This is a genomic window from Zymomonas mobilis (assembly GCF_006715975.1).
GTDB classification, from domain to species: domain Bacteria; phylum Pseudomonadota; class Alphaproteobacteria; order Sphingomonadales; family Sphingomonadaceae; genus Zymomonas; species Zymomonas mobilis_B.
Genome location: NZ_VFOF01000001.1, coordinates 338,119 through 358,201, shown reverse-complemented (window position 1 = coordinate 358,201; position 20,083 = coordinate 338,119). Strand labels below are relative to the sequence as shown.

Annotated in this window: 16 protein-coding genes and 1 tRNA gene; 4 read left to right on the top strand and 13 right to left on the bottom strand. The window is 47.1% G+C overall.

Features of this window, described 5'->3' with window-relative positions:
- Nucleotides 1-341: 341 nt before the first annotated feature.
- From FBY58_RS01550 to FBY58_RS01525, 6 genes are all read right to left on the bottom strand, one after another.
- Nucleotides 342-608, bottom strand: coding sequence for an ATP synthase F1 subunit epsilon (locus FBY58_RS01550; protein WP_141919175.1), 267 nt, complete (start codon nt 606-608; stop codon nt 342-344).
- Nucleotides 609-668: 60 nt separating this feature from the next.
- Nucleotides 669-2,123 (bottom strand): F0F1 ATP synthase subunit beta, encoded by a 1,455-nt coding sequence (gene atpD / locus FBY58_RS01545; protein WP_141919174.1) that lies wholly within the window; start codon nt 2,121-2,123, stop codon nt 669-671.
- 28 nt (nt 2,124-2,151) lie between these two features.
- A complete protein-coding gene (locus tag FBY58_RS01540; protein ID WP_141919173.1) occupies nt 2,152-3,054 on the bottom strand; it encodes a F0F1 ATP synthase subunit gamma in 903 nt (300 codons plus the stop codon).
- Nucleotides 3,055-3,087: 33 nt separating this feature from the next.
- Nucleotides 3,088-4,617 (bottom strand): F0F1 ATP synthase subunit alpha, encoded by a 1,530-nt coding sequence (gene atpA / locus FBY58_RS01535; protein ID WP_141919172.1) that lies wholly within the window; start codon nt 4,615-4,617, stop codon nt 3,088-3,090.
- Between the two features lie 2 nt (nt 4,618-4,619).
- Nucleotides 4,620-5,174, bottom strand: a complete 555-nt coding sequence (locus FBY58_RS01530) for a F0F1 ATP synthase subunit delta (protein ID WP_141919171.1) — start codon at nt 5,172-5,174, stop codon at nt 4,620-4,622.
- 433 nt (nt 5,175-5,607) lie between these two features.
- Entirely contained in the window at nt 5,608-6,636 is a 1,029-nt protein-coding gene (locus FBY58_RS01525) for a P-loop NTPase (protein ID WP_141919170.1), read from the bottom strand.
- 537 nt (nt 6,637-7,173) lie between these two features.
- Here FBY58_RS01525 and FBY58_RS01520 point away from each other — a divergent pair.
- A complete protein-coding gene (locus tag FBY58_RS01520) occupies nt 7,174-8,745 on the top strand; it encodes a Do family serine endopeptidase (RefSeq protein WP_141920585.1) in 1,572 nt (523 codons plus the stop codon).
- Between the two features lie 194 nt (nt 8,746-8,939).
- On the opposite strand, the gene FBY58_RS01515 is transcribed toward FBY58_RS01520, so the two are convergent.
- Nucleotides 8,940-9,026, bottom strand: a tRNA-Tyr gene (locus tag FBY58_RS01515).
- 247 nt (nt 9,027-9,273) lie between these two features.
- Between FBY58_RS01515 and rlmB the strand changes: the two genes are divergently transcribed.
- Entirely contained in the window at nt 9,274-10,026 is a 753-nt protein-coding gene (gene rlmB / locus FBY58_RS01510) for a 23S rRNA (guanosine(2251)-2'-O)-methyltransferase RlmB (protein ID WP_141919169.1), read from the top strand.
- A gap of 138 nt (nt 10,027-10,164) precedes the next feature.
- Here rlmB and FBY58_RS01505 read toward each other — a convergent pair whose 3' ends face one another.
- The 6 genes from FBY58_RS01505 to FBY58_RS01480 all read right to left on the bottom strand — a co-directional run bounded on the left by FBY58_RS01505 (nt 10,165) and on the right by FBY58_RS01480 (nt 17,830).
- Nucleotides 10,165-10,713 carry a hypothetical protein gene (locus tag FBY58_RS01505; RefSeq protein WP_141919168.1) on the bottom strand — a complete coding sequence of 183 codons (549 nt, stop codon included), beginning with the start codon at nt 10,711-10,713 and terminating at the stop codon, nt 10,165-10,167.
- A gap of 224 nt (nt 10,714-10,937) precedes the next feature.
- Nucleotides 10,938-11,723: an ABC transporter ATP-binding protein gene (locus tag FBY58_RS01500; RefSeq protein WP_141919167.1), complete on the bottom strand. Its 786-nt coding sequence runs from the start codon at nt 11,721-11,723 to the stop codon at nt 10,938-10,940.
- A complete protein-coding gene (locus FBY58_RS01495) occupies nt 11,720-12,745 on the bottom strand; it encodes an iron ABC transporter permease (protein WP_141919166.1) in 1,026 nt (341 codons plus the stop codon). Before FBY58_RS01495 ends, FBY58_RS01500 begins: the two co-directional genes overlap by 4 nt.
- A 4-nt stretch (nt 12,746-12,749) precedes the next feature.
- Nucleotides 12,750-14,300 (bottom strand): lipopolysaccharide biosynthesis protein, encoded by a 1,551-nt coding sequence (locus FBY58_RS01490; RefSeq protein ID WP_141919165.1) that lies wholly within the window; start codon nt 14,298-14,300, stop codon nt 12,750-12,752.
- The gene (polA, locus tag FBY58_RS01485) at nt 14,297-17,065 is read right to left on the bottom strand and encodes a DNA polymerase I (protein WP_141919164.1); all 2,769 of its coding nucleotides are present in this window, start codon (nt 17,063-17,065) and stop codon (nt 14,297-14,299) included. Before polA ends, FBY58_RS01490 begins: the two co-directional genes overlap by 4 nt.
- A 15-nt stretch (nt 17,066-17,080) precedes the next feature.
- The gene (locus tag FBY58_RS01480; RefSeq protein ID WP_141919163.1) at nt 17,081-17,830 is read right to left on the bottom strand and encodes an SDR family NAD(P)-dependent oxidoreductase; all 750 of its coding nucleotides are present in this window, start codon (nt 17,828-17,830) and stop codon (nt 17,081-17,083) included.
- Nucleotides 17,831-18,313: 483 nt separating this feature from the next.
- Between FBY58_RS01480 and FBY58_RS01475 the strand changes: the two genes are divergently transcribed.
- Both FBY58_RS01475 and metW read left to right on the top strand, forming a co-directional pair.
- Nucleotides 18,314-19,435 carry a homoserine O-acetyltransferase gene (locus FBY58_RS01475; protein ID WP_141919162.1) on the top strand — a complete coding sequence of 374 codons (1,122 nt, stop codon included), beginning with the start codon at nt 18,314-18,316 and terminating at the stop codon, nt 19,433-19,435.
- The gene (gene metW, locus FBY58_RS01470; protein WP_141919161.1) at nt 19,435-20,082 is read left to right on the top strand and encodes a methionine biosynthesis protein MetW; all 648 of its coding nucleotides are present in this window, start codon (nt 19,435-19,437) and stop codon (nt 20,080-20,082) included. Before FBY58_RS01475 ends, metW begins: the two co-directional genes overlap by 1 nt.
- The last annotated feature ends 1 nt before the right edge of the window (nt 20,083 follow it).

Here is a 20,083-nt window from a genome sequence, read left to right as displayed (position 1 = left end):
AATCCACGACCAAGAATACCCAAAACATGGTGTCAACAGCCCTATTTTCTCGGTCTTTATAAGTGGAATAATCACAGAAAATCTTAGCAACTTACTATTGCGCTAGTAGCTAGTCGGCGGCGTATTTTCTTAAAATGATAATCAAACAATCAGCCGCAGATTTCACTAATAATTTTTATAAAATTTTAATATCGCATCAACAAAATCGAAAGATATTAATCACTAAATTCCAATCTAATCTCATTAGACAGGGTGATAAATACAAAAAGAGCGACTATCGAATATATCGAAAGTCGCTCAATCTGTTTTAATTAGGCTGAAAAGAAAGACAGCTAACAGTGTTAGTTTTCTTCCTTGGCTTCTTCTGCAAGGATAATCAGCCCTTTTTCGTTGATTTCAGCAAAGCCACCAGAAATATGAAACTTTGTTTCGATCTGGTGTTCACTGCTATAAATAGCCACTTCGCCATCCCGGACAGCTGTCATGGTGGGCATATGACCCGCCATAACGCCAAGATCGCCCTCGGTTCCGGGAACAACGACCATAAAAGCATCGCCGGAACGGGCAAGACGTGAAGGCGTTACCAGTTCATAATGAAGCTCAGCCATTCTTCCTCACTATCTCCGCCCCTTCCCTAACAGAAAGAGGCGGTTTTTATTTTAAAGCAATTAAGCTGCTTCTGCAGCCATTTTTTCAGCTTTGGCGACTGCTTCATCGATAGAGCCGACCATGTAGAAAGCATTTTCAGGTAAATCATCATATTTACCGTCAATGATTTCACGGAAAGAACGAACCGTATCTTCAACCTGCACAAATTTACCAGGCATACCGGTAAAGACTTCAGCCACGTGGAAAGGCTGGGACAGGAAGCGTTGAATACGACGAGCACGACCAACGACCTTACGATCGTCTTCGGACAATTCATCCATACCCAAAATGGCAATGATATCCTGCAGGTTTTTATAACGCTGCAAAATTTCCTGCACATCACGAGCAGTGTTGTAATGGTCGTCACCAACGATGCGGGGTTCAAGGTTGCGGCTGGAAGAGTCAAGCGGATCAACAGCGGGATAAATACCCATTTCTGAAATCGCACGGCTCAACACGGTGGTCGCATCCAAATGGGCAAAACTGGCGGCAGGTGCAGGATCGGTCAAATCATCGGCAGGGACGTAGATGGCCTGAACAGACGTAATAGATCCTTTTTTGGTGGACGTAATACGTTCTTGCAACTGACCCATGTCGGTAGCCAAAGTTGGCTGATAACCCACAGCAGAAGGAATACGACCCAACAGAGCCGAAACCTCAGCACCAGCCTGCGTGAAGCGGAAAATGTTATCCACGAAGAACAACACATCCTGACCTTCCTGATCACGGAAATATTCCGCCATCGTCAGACCGGACAAAGCAACACGAGCACGGGCTCCAGGCGGTTCGTTCATCTGGCCATAGACCAGAGCCACTTTTGAACCTTCGGAAATCGCGTTACCATCCTTGTCGCTGGCAATAACACCGGCTTCAAGGAATTCATGGTAAAGATCGTTACCTTCACGGGTGCGTTCACCAACACCGGCGAACACCGAGAAACCACCATGGCCTTTTGCGATGTTGTTGATCAGTTCCTGAATCAACACGGTCTTACCAACACCGGCACCACCGAACAATCCAACCTTACCACCTTTGGAGTAAGGAGCGAGAAGATCGATAACCTTAATACCGGTCGTCAGAATAGCCGTATCCGTGCTCTGTTCCGTAAATGCCGGAGCATCAGCATGGATTGGCATGGTCTGCTTGGCACCGATCGGTCCGCGTTCATCCACCGGACGACCGACAACATTCATAATACGACCCAGCGTTTCCGGTCCAACTGGAACGCGGATTTCACTGCCCGTATCAAAAACTTCCTGACCGCGAACCAGACCATCGGTCGTATCCATAGAAATGGTACGAACAACATTTTCACCCAAATGCTGAGCGACTTCCAGAACAACATTATTGCCCTGGTTTGTGGTTTCAAGCGCCGTCAGAAGAGAAGGAAGCTTGTCTTCAAAAAGCACATCAACGACCGGACCAATGACCTGGCTTATCCGGCCGACATTCTTTTTATTAGAGGCTGTAGCCATAATATTTTCCTTGCCAGTAATTCTTTAATTACAACGCTTCTGCGCCTGAAATGATTTCAACCAATTCAGTTGTAATGACTGCCTGACGCAGTCGGTTATACTGAATAGAAAGTTTAGAAATCATCTCACCGGCATTACGGGTGGAATTTTCCATGGCCGACATACGGCTACCCTGTTCGGATGTCGCATTTTCAAGCATAGCTTGATAAATGGCAACAGCGATACTGCGAGGCAGCAAGGTCGACAAAATCGTTTCTTCATCAGGTTCGAATTCAATCGCCCCCGACGAAGCGTCATTTGTATTAGCCGCGTCCTGAGCTTTCGTATTACCACTTCCAGGCGCAGCAGGAATGATCTGCGTCTCTGTCGGTTCCTGTGACAGCACCGAGTGATAATGCGAGAAGAAAAGATGGGCTACATCAAATTCACCCGCATCAAAACGCTGGATAATATCCTGAGCGATTTTCTGCGCATTCTCAAAGGTAACTGGCGACGTCTCTTCACGAGCAGTCGCATGAACAGTCTTACCAGAAAAATTATTACGAATTACCGGCGCGTTTTTAATACCAATAACATAGAATTGAACGGTTTTACCCGCCGCTTCCAAAGCCAAAGCCCGTTCCCGAGCCAGACGGTAAATGTTGGCATTAAAACCACCGCATAAGCCAGCGTCAGAAGAAGTGACAATCAACAAATGCGTCTGGTTTTTGCCTCGCCCATTTAACAGGGGCAAAGCATTAGGCGTACCGGCTGCTCTAGCAGCCAGCAACGACATAACCTGCGCCATTCGCTTTGCATAAGGACGAGCTGCTGCAAGACGACTTTCTGCCCGCCGAAGCTTGGCAGAAGCCACCATTTGCATAGCCCGAGTGATCTTACTGATCGACTTAATCGAACTGACGCGCGTTTTTAAACTTTTCAGGCTGGGCATAGTGTCCCCACTCCTGTCATTGACACATCAGAATTAGGCGAAAATTTTGGCAAAGTTATCAAGCGCTGCCGCCAATTTCGACTTTGTCTCATCAGTGAAATCGCCACTGTCACGGATAGTTGCCAACAAATCATTATGACTTGACCGCATATAGCTCAGAAGAGCTTCTTCATAGCGGTTGACATCCGAGACTTCGATACCATCGATATAGCCGTTGGTACCCGCAAAAAGGGAAACAACCTGCTCTTCGAATGGCATTGGATGGAACTGCGGCTGCTTCAAAAGTTCGGTCAAACGCTTACCACGATTGAGCAACTTCTGGGTTGAAGCATCAAGATCAGAACCAAACTGGGCGAAGGCCGCCATTTCGCGATACTGAGCAAGTTCCAGCTTGATAGAACCAGAGACTTTTTTCATAGCCTTGGTTTGTGCAGCGGAACCGACGCGGCTCACGGAAAGACCGACGTTAATAGCAGGACGAATACCCTGATAGAACAAGTCGGTTTCGAGGAAGATCTGACCATCCGTAATCGAAATCACATTCGTCGGAATATAGGCAGAAACGTCACCAGCCTGCGTTTCAATGATCGGCAATGCGGTCAAAGAACCAGCGCCCATCTTGTCGCTCATCTTTGCAGCACGTTCCAGAAGACGAGAATGCAAATAGAAAACGTCACCAGGATAAGCTTCACGGCCTGGCGGACGACGCAGCAACAAGGACATCTGACGATAAGCAACAGCCTGCTTGGAAAGATCATCATAAACGATCAATGCATGCTGTTTGTTGTCGCGGAAATATTCGCCCATGGAACAGGCAGAATAAGGAACCAAATACTGAAGCGGAGCCGGTTCAGAAGCCGTTGCAGCAACGACGATTGAGTACTCCATTGCACCCATTTCTTCGAGCTGGCGGACAATCTGTGCAACGGTTGAACGCTTCTGGCCGATAGCAACATAAATGCAGAACAGCTTTTTGGTGTCATCGGTGCCACTGTTAACCTGTTTCTGGTTAATGAAGGCATCAATAGCAATAGCTGTTTTACCGGTCTGACGGTCACCAATGATCAATTCGCGCTGACCACGTCCAACTGGAACCAATGCGTCAAGGGCTTTAATACCCGTCTGCACGGCTTCATGAACGGATTTACGCGGGATGATACCCGGAGCCATCTCTTCAGAACGACGCCGTAACTTCGTGTCGATCGGGCCTTTACCGTCAATCGGGTTACCCAAGGCATCAACAACGCGGCCCAACAATTCCGGACCTACCGGAACGTCCACGATCTGACCAGTTCTGCGAACGGTATCGCCTTCACCAACTTCAAGATCGGAGCCAAAAATCACGACGCCGACATTATCGGCCTCGAGGTTGAGGGCCATCCCCTGAACACCACTGGAGAAGGTAACCATTTCGCCGGCCTCGACTTTATCGAGACCATATACGCGGGCGATACCATCACCCACTGAAATCACCCGACCAACTTCGCTGACTTCGGCATCTGCACCAAAGCCTTCGATCTGTTCACGGATGACTTTTGAAATTTCTGCGGCGCGGATTTCCATATTCACCCTTTCATCGCCTGTGCAAGCATATGCAGCTTGCTCCGAATCGATCCGTCAATCTGACGTGAACCCAGACGCACAATCATCCCACCAAGAAGGGAAGGATCAACCGTTGCGTTGATTTGCACATCAGCCTTAAGCTGTTCTTTAAGTCGAGCAATGAGCGTCGACTTCTGTTCGTCAGATAAAGGATGAGCCGTAATAACATCGGCCACCTTTTCAGAACGAAGGTCGGCTACATATTGACGATAGGCGCTCGCAATTTCAGGAAAAGCGCCCAGCCGCCCTTTAGCAGCCAACAGATTCAGAAATTTTGCCGTTAAATCATCAATCGCCAGCACTGGAATGAGTGCTGTGATAGCTTTTTCAACATGTTTACGGGAAAAGATTTGATTATTTGCAAGCAGACGAAGCTCTTTTGCTTCAGCAAAAGCTTCATCGAATTTGCCGAGACTGGCAGCGACCGTGTCGATCTGCCCTTTTTCCTGTGCAACCTCGAAAAGTGCCAGGGCATAACGGCCACCAAGGCTTGCTTGAATGCTGCCGGATATTTCCATGCGCCTGCCGTCCCCAGATTATAGATGCCTAACCCTGTATTCCGTCCCGGTTCGAAACAGCCGGGGCGCACATAGGGCCACACTGGATATGCCGCATAGGCATACAAAACCGGCGATAATAAAAGACAGAAACTCGAAGCTTCTCCAATCATTTTCACCAGTTATGATCCGCAGTTTAATTAGCAGGGGGGCGGATGGGATGCAAGGTGGCGCTGACCGATTACCGTAAATCGAAAATTCAAAAAATTCGATAAAATAAAGCGCAAAAAAACAAAAATGACAAAAGAGGCATTTCTCCTCTTTTGCCAAAATAGTGGCTATTATCAGAGACTTTTTAAGAAAAACCACAAAAATCTATGATAAAAACCAGACGCGATATTTTCTTATAAAGAATAGCATCGTTTTTTTGATTCATGCTTGAGACGCGCATTTATTACCCTTGCTGATCAAGCCAAAGACCGAGTCTTTTAGCAATTGCAGAAAAAGCAGCAGCAGCCCCTTCTTCCGAGTCTTTCAAACAACTTCCTAAATGGCCAGAATCAGCCGCCAAACGAATATTCAGGCCTAACGGTATATGTCCCCAAAAATCGATCCCCATATCAGCCGCCGCCAACTCGGCACCACCAGCTCCAAAAGGATCTGATATTTCACCACAATGAGGACATTGATATCCGGCCATATTTTCAATCAGGCCGATAATAGGCGTCTCGGTTTTTCGGAAAAGATCAACTGCCCGCTTCGCGTCAATCAAGGCCATATCCTGAGGCGTTGATATAATTAAAACGCCATCGGGTTTATGCTCTCTTACCATGGATAACTGGATATCGCCGGTTCCAGGGGGTAAATCGATAATCAAAATTTCGCAATCACTCCAATCAGCTCCCATTAACTGATTGAAGGCACCTGCAATTTTAGGGCCACGCCAAGCGATCGCCTGATTGGGGTCAGCAATCTGCCCCATGGAAAGCATAGGAATACCGTCTGCGGTTACAACAGGCCGTAATCGTTCGCCATCTGCGGAAACATGTTGGCGGCACATATCCATTAACAAACCTTGCGATGGACCATAGATATCTGCATCAACTAAACCAACCCGCTTTCCCTGTTGTTTTAATAGCAAAGCCAGTGCTGCTGATAAGGTTGATTTTCCGACCCCACCCTTTCCGCTTGCGACGGCTACAATTTTCGGTTTTGACTTACTCAGCACAAAAGTAAAATGCGTCTTTTCAACAGCAGAGTCGTCAGCGAAAACATCAGAAATCTGCTTTTCAAGCTCTGCTCGCTGCTCTGCTGTCAAACCATTGGCCCGAATAACAAAGCGGGCATCGGATTCCTTTAATTCGGCGGCCATTAGCCGCTTGGAATCGACAAGATTCTGACCAGAAATAGGATCTAGCACAGAGGTTATTTTATTAAAAAGATATGTTTCCGATGAAACAGGGGCGCGATTTTGGTCAGCCATCAATCAACCTGAAAAGAAAAAATGAAAAGAAAATGTCTTTATATAACGCTCGAAAATTTAAAAATTCTGACAAAAAAGCATCCAAAAATTTGCAAAATCAGGCCAGTGATATAGCCCGAACGCCATCATTTTAAAGGAATAGGCACAGAATATCCCAAAGATATTTTTTTAAACCTATTGCGCTCTGATAAAGATGCCGTAAGATTTCACTGTCCGGTCATCGTTTAAATAGCCATATCCCGTTTCTTCAAGAAGAGGGCGTTTTATTTTTACAGTAAATGTAAAATTTCGGGGAAAAACAGCGAACAAACGAAAGATCATTCAAAAAATGTTCAGCTATTATTTTCCTATTCTCACTAGAGCTTTCACAAACATAGCTTATATTAAAAACACCAATCGAATGCTATATTTAGCTCTATCTTCAAGATGCTATGGCTTAGAAAATAGGCCATGACCGGCATACCCTTTAAAACTGACGATGAATTGAACGAAGGAGTGACAGTGACACCCCCGAAAAAAATCAGGAGGTCTGCCAAAGTGCGCTACGCCTATGCCGTTACTGCCGCCTTACTTATCGGCGGCGCCACTGCCACCATGGTCACCCAACAGCCGGTAGATGCTCAGGTTGCGCAAAACGCACCAGGCACGATCCATGCACCGATTTCCAAAAATGGGACGATCCCCGGCTTTGCAGATCTTGTTGAAAAATTACAGCCAGCCGTTGTCAATATTTCGACAACTCAAAGGGTAAAAATTCAAACGCCAGCTAATCCTTTTGCTGGTACACCTTTCGCAGATCTGTTTGGTGGACTTGGCAGCGGAGACACCGGACGTCCCATCACACGGGAAGCCCAGTCATTGGGTTCCGGCTTTATTGTGTCACCAGATGGTTTTGTCGTAACCAATAACCATGTGATTTCTGCAGGCGATCCAGACAAATCAGGATCAGCAACCGCAAGCGCCGTTGTCGAATCCATTACGGTTACCCTGCCGGATCATGGCGAATATAAAGCCCGTATCGTTGGACGGGATTCCGCTTCAGATTTGGCATTGCTGAAAATCGAATCTGCTAAACCGCTTCCCTTTGTCCAGTTTGGGGATTCCACCAGAACGCGCGTAGGCGATTGGGTCTTGGCCATTGGTAACCCCTTTGGCTTTGGTGGATCAGTGACCGCTGGTATCGTTTCTGCCATGCATCGCGGCGTTGGTTCTGGCCCTTATAACCGTTACATCCAGACGGATGCGGCCATCAATCAGGGTAATTCCGGCGGCCCGATGTTTGACGTAAACGGTAATGTTATCGGCATTAATACGGCCATCTGGGCTCCTAATGGCGGTAATATCGGTATCGGTTTTGCTATTCCGGCAGAAATCGCCAAACCTGTCGTTGATACATTACGGGCGGGTAAGAAAGTCCGTCACGGCTATCTCGGCGTTGCTATCCAGCTTCTGACCGACGATATTGCAGCAGGTCTTGGCTTGCCGAAAGATCATGGTGAAATCGTCGTTCGGGTCGAACCCGGCGGCCCTGGTTTCAAAGCAGGTCTCCGTCAGGGTGATGTTCTAGTAAAAGTCAATAATATCGACGTTACGCCGGATAACACTCTTAGCTATCTTGTTGCCAGCCAGCCAGTTGGGGCAAAAGTGCCGATCGAAGTTATCCGCAATGGTAAGCATATCACGCTTTCAGCGGTTCTGGCGGAACGTCCGCCTGAAGATCAGCTCGCAACAAATGGCGTGCCAGAAAACGACGATTCTGATGATGACAGTAACCAGAATACGCCTCGGAATTCAGCAAGAACCGCGCTTGGCATTACGCTTGAGCCGGTAACACCGGAAGTAGCCAACCGCCTTAATATTCCGCAAAATTCGCATGGTCTTTGGATATCCAACGTGGATCCGTCCAGTGATGCTGCTGAAAAAGGCTTACGTCGTGGCGATGTCATTCTTTCTATGAATGAACATCCGGTAACCAGTATTGGTGATGCGGTGGCTGCTATCAATGCAACCAAAGCAGCAGGGCGTAATACGGTTCTTATTCTGGTGCAGCGCGGCAATAATCCGGCGCTCTTCACTGGCTTAAAACTGATGCCACCAGCTAAAAAATAATAAACTGACATAAACGCTAACAAAGTCCCGCCTTTTTTCTGAAAGGGCGGGATTTTTTTATATCAGCGCGGCTAATAGGCATTAAAAAGCGGTCGAAAAACAGGAAAGGGAAAAAGGCATAAAAAAACAGGCCAATCTTTATCAGACTGTCCTGCATTTTCATTCAACAATTACGCCCTAACATCATCGGAAGATGGTGGACAGGAATGGATTCGAACCATTGTAGGGCGAAGCCCGGCAGATTTACAGTCTGCTGCCTTTAACCACTCGGCCACCTGTCCATAGGAGGCAATTTATTTGAGGGGTTTCAATGACGAAAATGAGCTAATCTGTCAACCGGATATTTAAAAAATAATTATTTTTTATTCCTTTATCCTCAAAAAAGCGCCCAAAATCGCAATTACCTATTTCAAATTGGGTAAAATAAAACGACATGGCTTCTTAAAGCAGGATAACCTCTGCATTTTTTTCTGAAAAATATTTATACAGTCCCGCATAACCGACCAATCAACCAAGGAATTTTTTTATATGGCTCGAAACCGGAACAAGGCATCTTCACCTTCCCATCCACGCTTCTGGGGACGCCATGCGGTGGAAGCCGCATTAAACAATCCGGAACGCCATATCCGTCGGATATGGGCGACCAGAGAAGCTCTGGCACCTTATCAAATTGATAAATCGGTTCCGGTTACCATTTCCGATGTCGCGGATCTGGGTCGTTTCGTTCCCAATGATGCTCCGCATCAGGGCATTGTCATCGAAGTCGATCCATTACCCGATATCTGGCTCGCCGATCTTTTGGATTTACCGGATACCGACAAACGCCCTCTTCTTGTTCTTGATCAGGTAACTGATCCGCATAATGTCGGGGCAATTCTTCGGTCAGCCGCCGCCTTTGATGCACTGGGCATTATTACACAAGACCGCCACTCACCACCCGAATCCGGTGCTTTGGCACGCGCAGCTAGCGGCGCTTTGGAAATCGTTCCTTGGATCAGAGTGACCAACCTTGCCCGTGCCTTAGATGAGATTGCAGAAGCCGGCTACTGGCGCATCGGCCTGACGGGTCATTCCGAAGCAACGTTGTCCCAGACATTGGGCAGCGGCAAAACCGCTCTGGTATTGGGTGCAGAAGGCGAAGGCTTGCGCCAGAATACCGAAGCGCATTGTGACGAACTGGCAAAACTGCCTATCAGCTCAAAAATTGAAAGCTTGAACGTCTCGAACGCTGCTGCCGTAGCGCTTTATGCCGCGGTCGAAAAATTAAATAGCCAAAATTAAAACGCATTTTGGGGATGGCAGATATCCTTCTGCTTTCAAAATCAGAAGGATGTCCCCGCCCAGCATTCGTTTACTTCGACAAAAAAAGCCGCCGATTATAAAAACCGGCGGCTTTACCAAAATCAAATTATCGCTTTATTAATTCGGCAAATGCTGTTGCACCTTTTCAACCCATTCAGGGATGAAACAAGGCTGGCGATTCGACCATCCGGGTGCCGTCACAGCGGCTTCACTGATGGATTGTAAAAGCGCCCGACGTTTTTCTGGATGAAGATGCGGAAGAGCTGCCGAAGCACAAAAAGCTGATGGCAACCACGGACGAACTGCAGCTCCTAACAGTCGTTCATAAAGAAAACGATAGGCCGAAAATCCGGTCAGACGATCCTGCCCCAAATCGAAAGCCGACATGATGATCAGCGGCGTCATAAAGAGTTGAAGGGATTCTAAACCATTATCATCCGGCAAATGATGACGGACTGTATCCAAATAATGGTACACCTGCATCTGCGCACGGATACTGGCGGCTTCGATAACATCGCGCGACCACCGTTCTAAAACGTCATGGCGTTTCAGGCCAATATCCAATGAACGACGAATATAGCGTTGAGTAGCTGCCGGAAAGGTAGCAAACTCTTTCATTTCCACCAGAGCCATGGCACCATTAGCTGGTTTTTTCGGGGAATTCATTACACGTCCTCCCGTTGGTGCTGAAGCGTCCATCTCTCCGATGAATACCGGAAAGAATTATAACGGCAATCTTTTGCTATCTTCACCCCAATTAAGATAATCAAAGGCCGGCAACTGACACAAAGGATCAATCACCTTGATTATGAGAGTGGACATTTTTTCCACATTAAACAAGCTGTGATTACAGATAATTTGTATAATTAAAGTAAAGTATAAAATAAATTTTAAAAATCAGCCCGCGCATAGGGCGTTATCAGTAAATGCCCCTCATAATTTTGTTTGATCGCTTTTATCCGGTAGCACCCTGCCAAGGCCTCTTCAGTCAAAACGTCTTCAGGCGTTCCTTCCGCAACAATTCTACCCTGATTCCATAGAACCAGTTGGTCACAATAACGTGCTGCCAAGGTCAGGTCATGCAAGGCAACGATCACAATCCGCCCCCTTCCCGCTTCCTGCAACAACACATCCATAATTTGCATGGCATAGCCCGGATCAAGGGCAGCCAAAGGCTCATCGGCTAACAAAACCGACGCATCCACAGCCAAAGCGCGCGCCAATAAAATACGCGCTCGTTCGCCACCAGAAAGAGAAGCCATAGACCGATCTAATAAATCGCTGACCTCGGTTACTTCAATGGCGTGATTTATGGCTATTCTATCTTGCTGATCTAATCGGCTCAAAGATCGACCATAGGTTAAACGGCCAAGGGATATCAAATCCCGTGCCTTCACGGGCCATTGAATCCGACGATTTTGCGGCAAATAAGCGATTGAAGCGGCTTTTTGCTGCGGAGAAAAATCAGAAAGGCTACGATCACCCAAGATAATTTGCCCTCTATCTGGAGCTTTCAATCCGGCTAACGCTTTTAAAAAAGTTGTTTTTCCGGCACCATTGGCACCAATTAATCCTGTCAAAAAACCATTTTTAAAACTGCAATCGCCACAGACGGTGATAGCCGCCGGATGGCTACCTGTTTTTAATTCTATATTCTCGGCAACCAGGCGGGTCATAAACTTTTCATCGCCTCCACGCCTTTAATCGCCTGCCGAAAAAAAATAGGTACCCCAATAAAAGCTGTTACAACGCCCAATTGTAATTCATTTTCGGTGGGTAACAGGCGAACAAAAATATCAGCAAAAGTTACTAGCAAAGCGCCCCCGACAGCCGAAGGCCATAATAATTCAGACGGAAGCTGTCGCGTAAAAGGACGAAGAATATGAGGCACAATCAACCCAACAAAACCGATCGATCCGCTCACAGCAACCGCACCACCAACTCCAATAGACAAAGCCGCCATAATCAACCAACGCAAGCGAACAAGGTCAAAACCAAGACTAGCGGCGACATCATCCCCCAAAATTAAAGCATCAAGCGCAGAAGCTGTTTTTCTGAATAGAAATAGAGACAGGCAGAATGGCACTGACAGCAGCAGAACATGATTCCAGCTTCGGTCGGTAATAGCCCCCATCAACCAAGTCATGATCTCCATGGCGGCAAAAGGATTAGGCGATAAATTCAAGGCGAGGCTAATACAGGCGCCGGAAAACGCTGCAATAGCGACCCCTCCTAAAATAAGGCTTTGCGGGTCATTATGGCGACGGACAAACCATAACAAAGGCAGCAATCCAGCCAAAGCACCGATAAAGGCAAAAAGGGGTAAGCAAAAAACAAATCGGGCAGAAAATCCAAAATAAAAGGCTAAAACCGCCCCCAAAGCAGCCGCATTCGAGGTACCTAATAAAGATGGATCGGCCAATGGATTACGCAGATACCCCTGATTAACAGCGCCAGCCATGCCTAAAATCGCGCCTACCCCTAATCCGACGCATAGACGGGGCAAGCGCAGTAATCCCAGAATCATCCTTGCTGTCGGATCACCAACACCGGCGATCGACTGTATCAAGGCATGTATACCGATATGGGTTGATCCAATGGATAAAGAAAGCAACGCCATAGGCGGCAAACACAAAGACAGATTTATCAGCAGCCTATGGCGTCTATAAAAAGACAATAGATCAGAAAAAAAACGCATCCGGTCACGCCTCTTCCTGATCGACTTCCGCAGTTGAAGAGGGCGATAAATCTGGCATTTTCTGGCGTTTAAATAACAACCGATCTTCAGGTGAAAAACCCAAATACCAGATAATCGAACAATAGCTCACCAATATCATGATGACGCCTAAGGACAATTCAAGCCATTCAGGGAATTGCCGAGCCAACATTCCAACACTACCCGCGCCAATAACAGCCGGTAACAATGCCCATTTCCACGGCGAAACCGGAGCCTTCAAAAGACGGCGTAACAAACACGACTTCAAAATTGACCCAATACCCAGCGATATTGCAAGTGCCAGCGCAGGACCTGCCGCCGCCGCCAAATCAGAGGGCAATGGATTATGCCCCAAATGCTTATGCAAAGCCGATATCAATGGAATGGAAAGCGCCGCCTGCAACGATAACATTGCAATCGAAATCGCCATATTGGTCTTGGGTGCAATATAAATCAGAGCAGCTTCGGAAATCACAGCCGTTGCTGCCACGACTTCAGCTACCAACAGGAAACATAACGCCCCGTCCCCACCCGCAAAGCGCGGGCCCACTAACCCCATGACGCCGTGACTGGTTAGACCCAAAGCAAGGGTAATGCCGGTTTGCGCCGCAATAATCCAAAAGCCCACCTGCCGCACTTGGTTCGCAACCGCCGTTTTATCACCTGCGGCTAAACTGCGGGTAATGACAGGGCCCAAAATCGGATCGAAACTTGTTTTCAGCTTCTGCACCAAAGAGGCAACTTGCTGCGCGACATAATAGATGCCCACAACCGAAGAAGAAAAAAACAATCCCAATAAAACGATATCGAGCCGTCTGGAACTCCACTCGATCGCATCGGCGGCAGCCAAAGGAATATTACGTCTAGCTAACGAAAATAAAGTCGGAATATGGGGTTTCCAGCCATGCGGCCAACCAAAACGTCGTAACAAAGGATAAAGAGAAGCTGCAAGCGCAGCAATTGCTGACGCGACATAAGATAGCAACAAGCCTTCATGCGGCGCAACCCAGATGAAAACAACGGATGCGATCGACAGCACCCAAGGCTCAATAATCGCCTGCGCTTTCACACTGGCTGCAATGTCACCATAAAAGGCAAGCGCGGCCAAGGCGATATCCGCCCAAACCAAAGCCACGACGACCCAAGGAAACAACCAATGGTCGGCAAAGCTGATCGCCCCGCCCCGAAACATCAAAAACGGCATGAAAGATAAAATGATCGCCCCGATTGAAGCCGTTATCAAGGAAAGCAGTAACGCATCACCGACAATATAATTCTCAGACTCTTTCGTGCGCGATAATTTTTCGGCAAGGCCTCTAGTCAAACCCAATGTGGCAAGCTGAGCGGTAAATTCTGTTACCAGAACCGCATAAGCAAACTGCCCCAAAGCATCGGCGCCATAAATCCGGCCAGCAATAAAAAGAAAAGGAATCCGAGCGGCCAAACGCAACAAAAATCCGAAAACATTGGTACGCCCGCCCTTTGCCAAGATAGCAATATCTTTGGCTTCGGCATCCTCTTTATTCAGGGTTGTCAATGTGCGGCACCCCAACTTGTCCCCGTGCCTATCTCGACTTCCAGATCAACCGATAATTCAATGATTGGAGAAGCGGCATTCATCATTACCTGACGAATAACGGGTTTAGCTTTTTCGATATCCTGTTCAGGGCCTTCAAAAATTAATTCATCGTGAACCTGTAACAGCATTTTTACAGAAGAAAGCCCAGCTTCCGCCAAGGCAGGTTCCATTCTAACCATCGCCCGCTTGATAATATCAGCCGACATACCTTGGATAGGCGCATTGATAGCCTGCCGCTCTGCCGCTTGTCTTTCGGTAACCTTACGGTTTTTTATCGCAGGCAAATGCGTTTTTCGTCCAAAGGGCGTTTCAACATAGCCATGCAAACGCACAAAATCTAACGTCTGGTCGATATATTGGCGAATAGCAGGAAAACGTTCAAAGTAACGATCAATGATTTCCTGTGCTGAAAAACGATCTATTTCCAGTCTGGCAGCTAATCCCCATGCCGAAATGCCATATAAAATAGCAAAATTGATCGTTTTTGCCCTTGCCCGACTGTCACGATCGACATGACCGAATAGCTGCTTGGCCGTCAAAGAATGAATATCTTCGTTATCTTTAAAAGCCTGCAACAAAGCCGTTTCATTGGCCACATGAGCTGCCAACCGTAACTCAATCTGTGAATAATCCGCAGATAACAACAGATGACCGGATTCCGCGATAAAGGCATTTCTGATTTCACGACCGATTTCGGTGCGGATAGGAATATTCTGCAAATTAGGATCGGTAGAAGATAAACGGCCGGTCTGTGCCCCTGTTAAGCTAAAGCTTGTGTGGACACGTCCCGTTTCAGGGTTAATCTTTCCAATCAAAGCATCACTATAGGTGCTCTTCAATTTGGAAAGCTGCCGCCACTCTAAAATCTTAACCGCGATCTTCTCGCCATCGGCGGATAAGCGCTCAAGCTCGGTGACATTAGTCGACCATTGCCCAGTTTTGCTCTTTTTCCCGCCTTTCAGCCCCATCGAACCGAACAACACTTCGCCCAATTGCTTGGGACTGGAAATCAGAAAACGGGTATTTGCCAGCGCATAAATTTCTTCTTCAAGACGTCCAATATCATTGGCAAAACGCGATGACAGACGGCGTAATGCGACGCTATCAACCGTAATCCCACGTTGTTCCATACGGGCAATCACAGGCGCCAATGGTCGATCAACATTCTCGTAAACGCGGGTAACATGATCAGTTGATAAACGCGGCTTTAATAACTGCCATAACCGCAAAGTGATATCGGCATCTTCGGCCGCGTAACGCGTCGCCTCTGGAATGGGCACATGATTAAAAGTAATGGCGGATTTGCCGGTTCCGCATACCGATTTGAAGCTGATTGGCTGATGATCAAAATATAGAACACTTAATTCGTCCATCCCATGACCATGCCGACCTGCATCAAGGTCATAGCTTAAAAGCATGGTATCATCGAAAGGCGCGATAGAAATCCCATATCGCGACAGAACAATCATATCATATTTGATATTCTGCCCAATTTTGAGAATAGACGGGTCTTCTAAAACCGGCTTCAACTTTTCAATCAGAACAGATAACGCCATTTGTTCAGGCGCCTGATCCAAAAGGTCATGCCCACCATGTCCGCAAGGAATATAACAGGCTTTACCCGCTTTCGTAGACAGGCTGACACCAACCAATGTCGCCTGTGTCGCATCCAGATTATCGGTCTCAGTATCAACGGCGACAAAGCCTGTTTTATAAATATCCGCGATCCAACGATCTAAAGCCTTACCATCAATCACGGTTTCATAGGCATCGGCATCGGCATCGAAAACCTGATCGGAAGCGGCGGCCATCTCTTTACTTCCGTCTGCTACAGGCAATGTTTGACCACCACCCGCACGCGCCAATAAAGAAGAGAATCCCTGCTCGCTTAAAAAATCCTGCAAAGGTGTCATATCGACGCCTTTGATAACCAGATTATCAAGCGGTTCCGGTAAAGGACGATCATCCGCCAAGGCAACAAGCTTACGGGATAACAGCGCGGTTTCTTTATGGTCGATCAAATTCTGCCGCAATTTCGGCTGTTTGATTTCAGCCGCAGCGTCCAAAATATCTCCCAGACTACCATATTCATTAATTAAACGGCTGGCAGTTTTTGGGCCCACACCGGGGATACCCGGCACGTTATCGGATGTATCCCCCATCAACGCGAGTAAATCGCCTAGTTGATCAGGCTCGACCCCAAACTTTTTAACAACTTCTTCCGACCCAATCAGACAATTATTAACCGGATCAAAAAGCTTTAATCCGGGCTGGATTAATTGCATCAAATCTTTGTCAGACGAATAAACGGTTACCTGAAAACCCTGCGCCAAAGCCGATTTTGAATAACAGGCAATAATATCATCCGCTTCCAAACCTTCTTGCTCGATAGAAGGCACAGAAAACGCGCGCGTAGCCTCTCTGATAAGAGGAAATTGTGGCACCAAATCTTCGGGCGGCGGCGGGCGATGCGCTTTATAAGCCGGATATAATGCCTGCCGAAAACTTTTCCGGCTTGAATCAAAAATAACAGCAAAATGGGTCGGGCCATCCTGCTTCCGGACATTTTCAACCAGCTTCCACAACATCGTGGTAAAGCCATATACGGCACCAGCAGGCAATCCGGCTTTGTTGGTTAAAGGCGGCAAGCGATGATAGGCACGAAAAATATAACCCGATCCATCAATCAGAATAAGATGGGGCTTATCAGAATATTCTGTCACAAAAGACCTTAATAATTAATCACGATAAATTCGGAATGGATTCCACGTCTGACTAACCGGCATTAGCTCAAGAGAATTGATATTAACATGGGTTGGCTGACTGGCGACCCACAAAAGCGTATCCGCAATATCTTCCGGTTGCAGCGCCTTTGCGCCCTTATAGGCATCATCATAGGCTTTCTGATCGCCTTTGGTTCTTACCAAAGTAAATTCACTTTCACAAAGACCGGGCTCAATCGAGGTTACGCGAACACCGGTTCCATGCAAATCACACCGCAAACCATATGAAAACTGCCGAACAAAGGCTTTCGTCCCACCATAACAATTTCCACCGGGATAAGGCCAGTGTGAAGCCACTGAAGACAGATTGATAATCATACCACGGCGTTCGATCAGCTTAGGCAATAAATGCTGGGTAATAACCGCCAATGCCGTCACATTCGTGTCGATCATCGTCCGCCAATCATCAAGCTGGATATCTGGTGCCGCTTTTGTGCCTAAAGCAAGACCTGCATTATTGATCAACAGGTCAATTTCCGAAAATGCCGGTGGAAGAGCCGCCAAGGCGGCCTTCATGGCCGATTCATCTCTGATATCAAAAACCGCAGGAAAGACGTTATCGGCGCCAAGTTCATCAACCAATTTTTGCAAACGGTCACTTCTGCGTCCGGTTGCAACTACTTTCCAGCCATTCTGGACAAAAAGCCGTGCCGTCGCCGCGCCGAAACCGGCGGTCGCTCCTGTGATCAGAGCCGTCTTGGACATATTACTTCCCTTCTTTTATGGCTGGATAAAAACAAAAACGGTTATCAAAATTTGCTTTATTGCGTTTCAAATATATCAATCAAGCCTTCTGTCCGGCCAGTTGAAACGCCTTCAATAATCTGTTCACCCCATTCGATTAAAAACGACAAACCGCCAATCTTCAATAAAATATCCGCTGTAAAGCCTAAAAAACGCTGAACAACGCCATCCGGATGTCATTCAGAGCGACTAGGCATAAAAGCTTTCTGCTTTGATAGTCAATTTCACGCTAGGCTCTATCAAAATTGAGCTCTGATATTCTCACTATCTATCGACATTTCTAATGCGCGATAGAGCCTTCTCCGAAAATACAATTTATTCCGACTTTATGGTTACAAAAAACACGCAATATTATAAAAAGGGATAAATAGTCCTTGGCTTCCTGCCAATAACATCAATCCTACGTTGACAATATCTGCGGCAACCGTCAATCGACAATAGATAATGAGTAATGACAGACGCTTTGGCCTTAAACGGCACATCACTTTACCGGGGGAACTAGCTCTTGACGGGGGCAGCCTGCTAACCGGAATTGAAATTGCCTACGAAACCTATGGTCAGCTTAATGCAGATGCTTCGAATGCGATTCTTATCTGCCATCCTCTGACCGCCGATCAATTTGCCGCTTCCGACCATCCGATTACGGGAAAGCCCGGTTGGTGGTCACGGATGATCGGTAAAGGGAAAGCGATCGATCCCGAGCATTATTGTATTATCTGTTCGAATGTTCTGGGTTCCTGCTTGGGCTCAACAGGACCTGCCAGCTTTGTTCCAGATACCGAAACGCCTTATGCAATGAATTTCCCTGTCATTACGATCAGGGATATGGTGCGGGCACAGGCAAAACTGCTCGATTATTTAGGTATTCAACGATTAAAAGCAGTCATCGGCGGATCTATGGGCGGGATGCAAGCCTTAGAATGGGCATCCACCTATCCTGATCGTCTAGAATCTGCGGTTGTGATTGCTTCAACCGCACGTCATTCAGCTCAAAATATTGCGTTTCATGAAGTCGGACGTCAGGCGATCATGGCGGACCCGAAATGGCGCCAAGGGAATTATTACGAAGAAAAAGACCCTCCGGTAGCGGGTCTAGCCGTTGCCCGCATGGCAGCCCATATTACCTATCTATCGGAATCCGGTTTAACTGCCCGTTTTGGACGGCGCTTGCAATCAAGACAGGAAAAAAGCTTCGGATTTGACGCTGATTTCCAAATTGAAAGTTATCTCAGGCATCAAGGCATTCGTTTTGTCGAACGTTTCGATGCCAATTCTTATCTTTATATCACCCGCGCCACCGACTATTTCGACCTAGCCGAAGAACATGGCGGTAAACTCGCCAATGCTTTCCGAGGTACAAAAAACCGCTTTTGTGTCATCAGTTTCGACAGCGACTGGCTTTATCCGACCTCAGAATCGCGGGTTATCGTGCACGCACTAAATGCGGCAGGGGCTGCGGTTAGCTTCATGGAATTATCTAACCCGAATGGTCATGATTCCTTTTTACTGGATGCGCCGGATCTTCATCGGACGGTTCATGGTTTTTTAGAGGGTGACCGCGCATAATGTCGTTAAAAGATTCTCAAATCCTCGAAGATCCTTCGGTCAAATTATCTCTGTCCATGCAACCGACACGGCCTGATTTTGCGATTATTTCTAATCACATCATCCCTGAAAGCCGGGTGCTTGATATTGGTTGTGGTGATGGTTCTCTGATCGCGGCTTTGAAAAAAAGCAAAAATATTGATGCGCGCGGGATAGAAATCAATCCGGTGAATGTTGGCCATGCGGTCGCTCGCGGATTATCTGTCATTCAAGGCGATGCTGATACCGACCTTGTCAATTATCCCGATCAGGCTTTTGATTTCGTGATCCTAAGCCAAACATTGCAAACGACACGTGCCCCTCATCAGGTTCTGAACCAACTTTTACGCATTGGCCGTTATGCTTTCGTGTCTTTCCCCAATTTTGCCTATTGGAAAGTCAGAATGGCTTTAATGCTCAGGGGAAGAATGCCAGTCACCCCTATCCTGCCGATTTCATGGTATGAAACAGACAACATTCACATGTTGACCATAGAAGATTTCTACGAATTTGCGGCTCAGCATCATTACAAAGTGAAAGAAAGCTGGTTTTTCTCTCACGATAAACAGATTTCAGCCAAAGCCGCAAATTGGCGAGCAGAAAACGCCCTTTTCTTATTGCATCGTTAAT

Excerpts from the sequence above, each read along its gene's own strand:
- FBY58_RS01550 (WP_141919175.1), bottom strand. The coding sequence starts at position 608 with ATGGCTGAGCTTCATTATGAACTGGTAACGCCTTCACGTCTTGCCCGT.
- atpD (WP_141919174.1), bottom strand. The coding sequence starts at position 2,123 with ATGGCTACAGCCTCTAATAAAAAGAATGTCGGCCGGATAAGCCAGGTC.
- FBY58_RS01540 (WP_141919173.1), bottom strand. The coding sequence starts at position 3,054 with ATGCCCAGCCTGAAAAGTTTAAAAACGCGCGTCAGTTCGATTAAGTCG.
- atpA (WP_141919172.1), bottom strand. The coding sequence starts at position 4,617 with ATGGAAATCCGCGCCGCAGAAATTTCAAAAGTCATCCGTGAACAGATC.
- FBY58_RS01530 (WP_141919171.1), bottom strand. The coding sequence starts at position 5,174 with ATGGAAATATCCGGCAGCATTCAAGCAAGCCTTGGTGGCCGTTATGCC.
- FBY58_RS01525 (WP_141919170.1), bottom strand. The coding sequence starts at position 6,636 with ATGGCTGACCAAAATCGCGCCCCTGTTTCATCGGAAACATATCTTTTT.
- rlmB (WP_141919169.1), top strand. The coding sequence starts at position 9,274 with ATGGCTCGAAACCGGAACAAGGCATCTTCACCTTCCCATCCACGCTTC.
- FBY58_RS01505 (WP_141919168.1), bottom strand. The coding sequence starts at position 10,713 with ATGAATTCCCCGAAAAAACCAGCTAATGGTGCCATGGCTCTGGTGGAA.
- FBY58_RS01500 (WP_141919167.1), bottom strand. The coding sequence starts at position 11,723 with ATGACCCGCCTGGTTGCCGAGAATATAGAATTAAAAACAGGTAGCCAT.
- FBY58_RS01495 (WP_141919166.1), bottom strand. The coding sequence starts at position 12,745 with ATGCGTTTTTTTTCTGATCTATTGTCTTTTTATAGACGCCATAGGCTG.
- FBY58_RS01480 (WP_141919163.1), bottom strand. The coding sequence starts at position 17,830 with ATGTCCAAGACGGCTCTGATCACAGGAGCGACCGCCGGTTTCGGCGCG.
- FBY58_RS01475 (WP_141919162.1), top strand. The coding sequence starts at position 18,314 with ATGAGTAATGACAGACGCTTTGGCCTTAAACGGCACATCACTTTACCG.
- metW (WP_141919161.1), top strand. The coding sequence starts at position 19,435 with ATGTCGTTAAAAGATTCTCAAATCCTCGAAGATCCTTCGGTCAAATTA.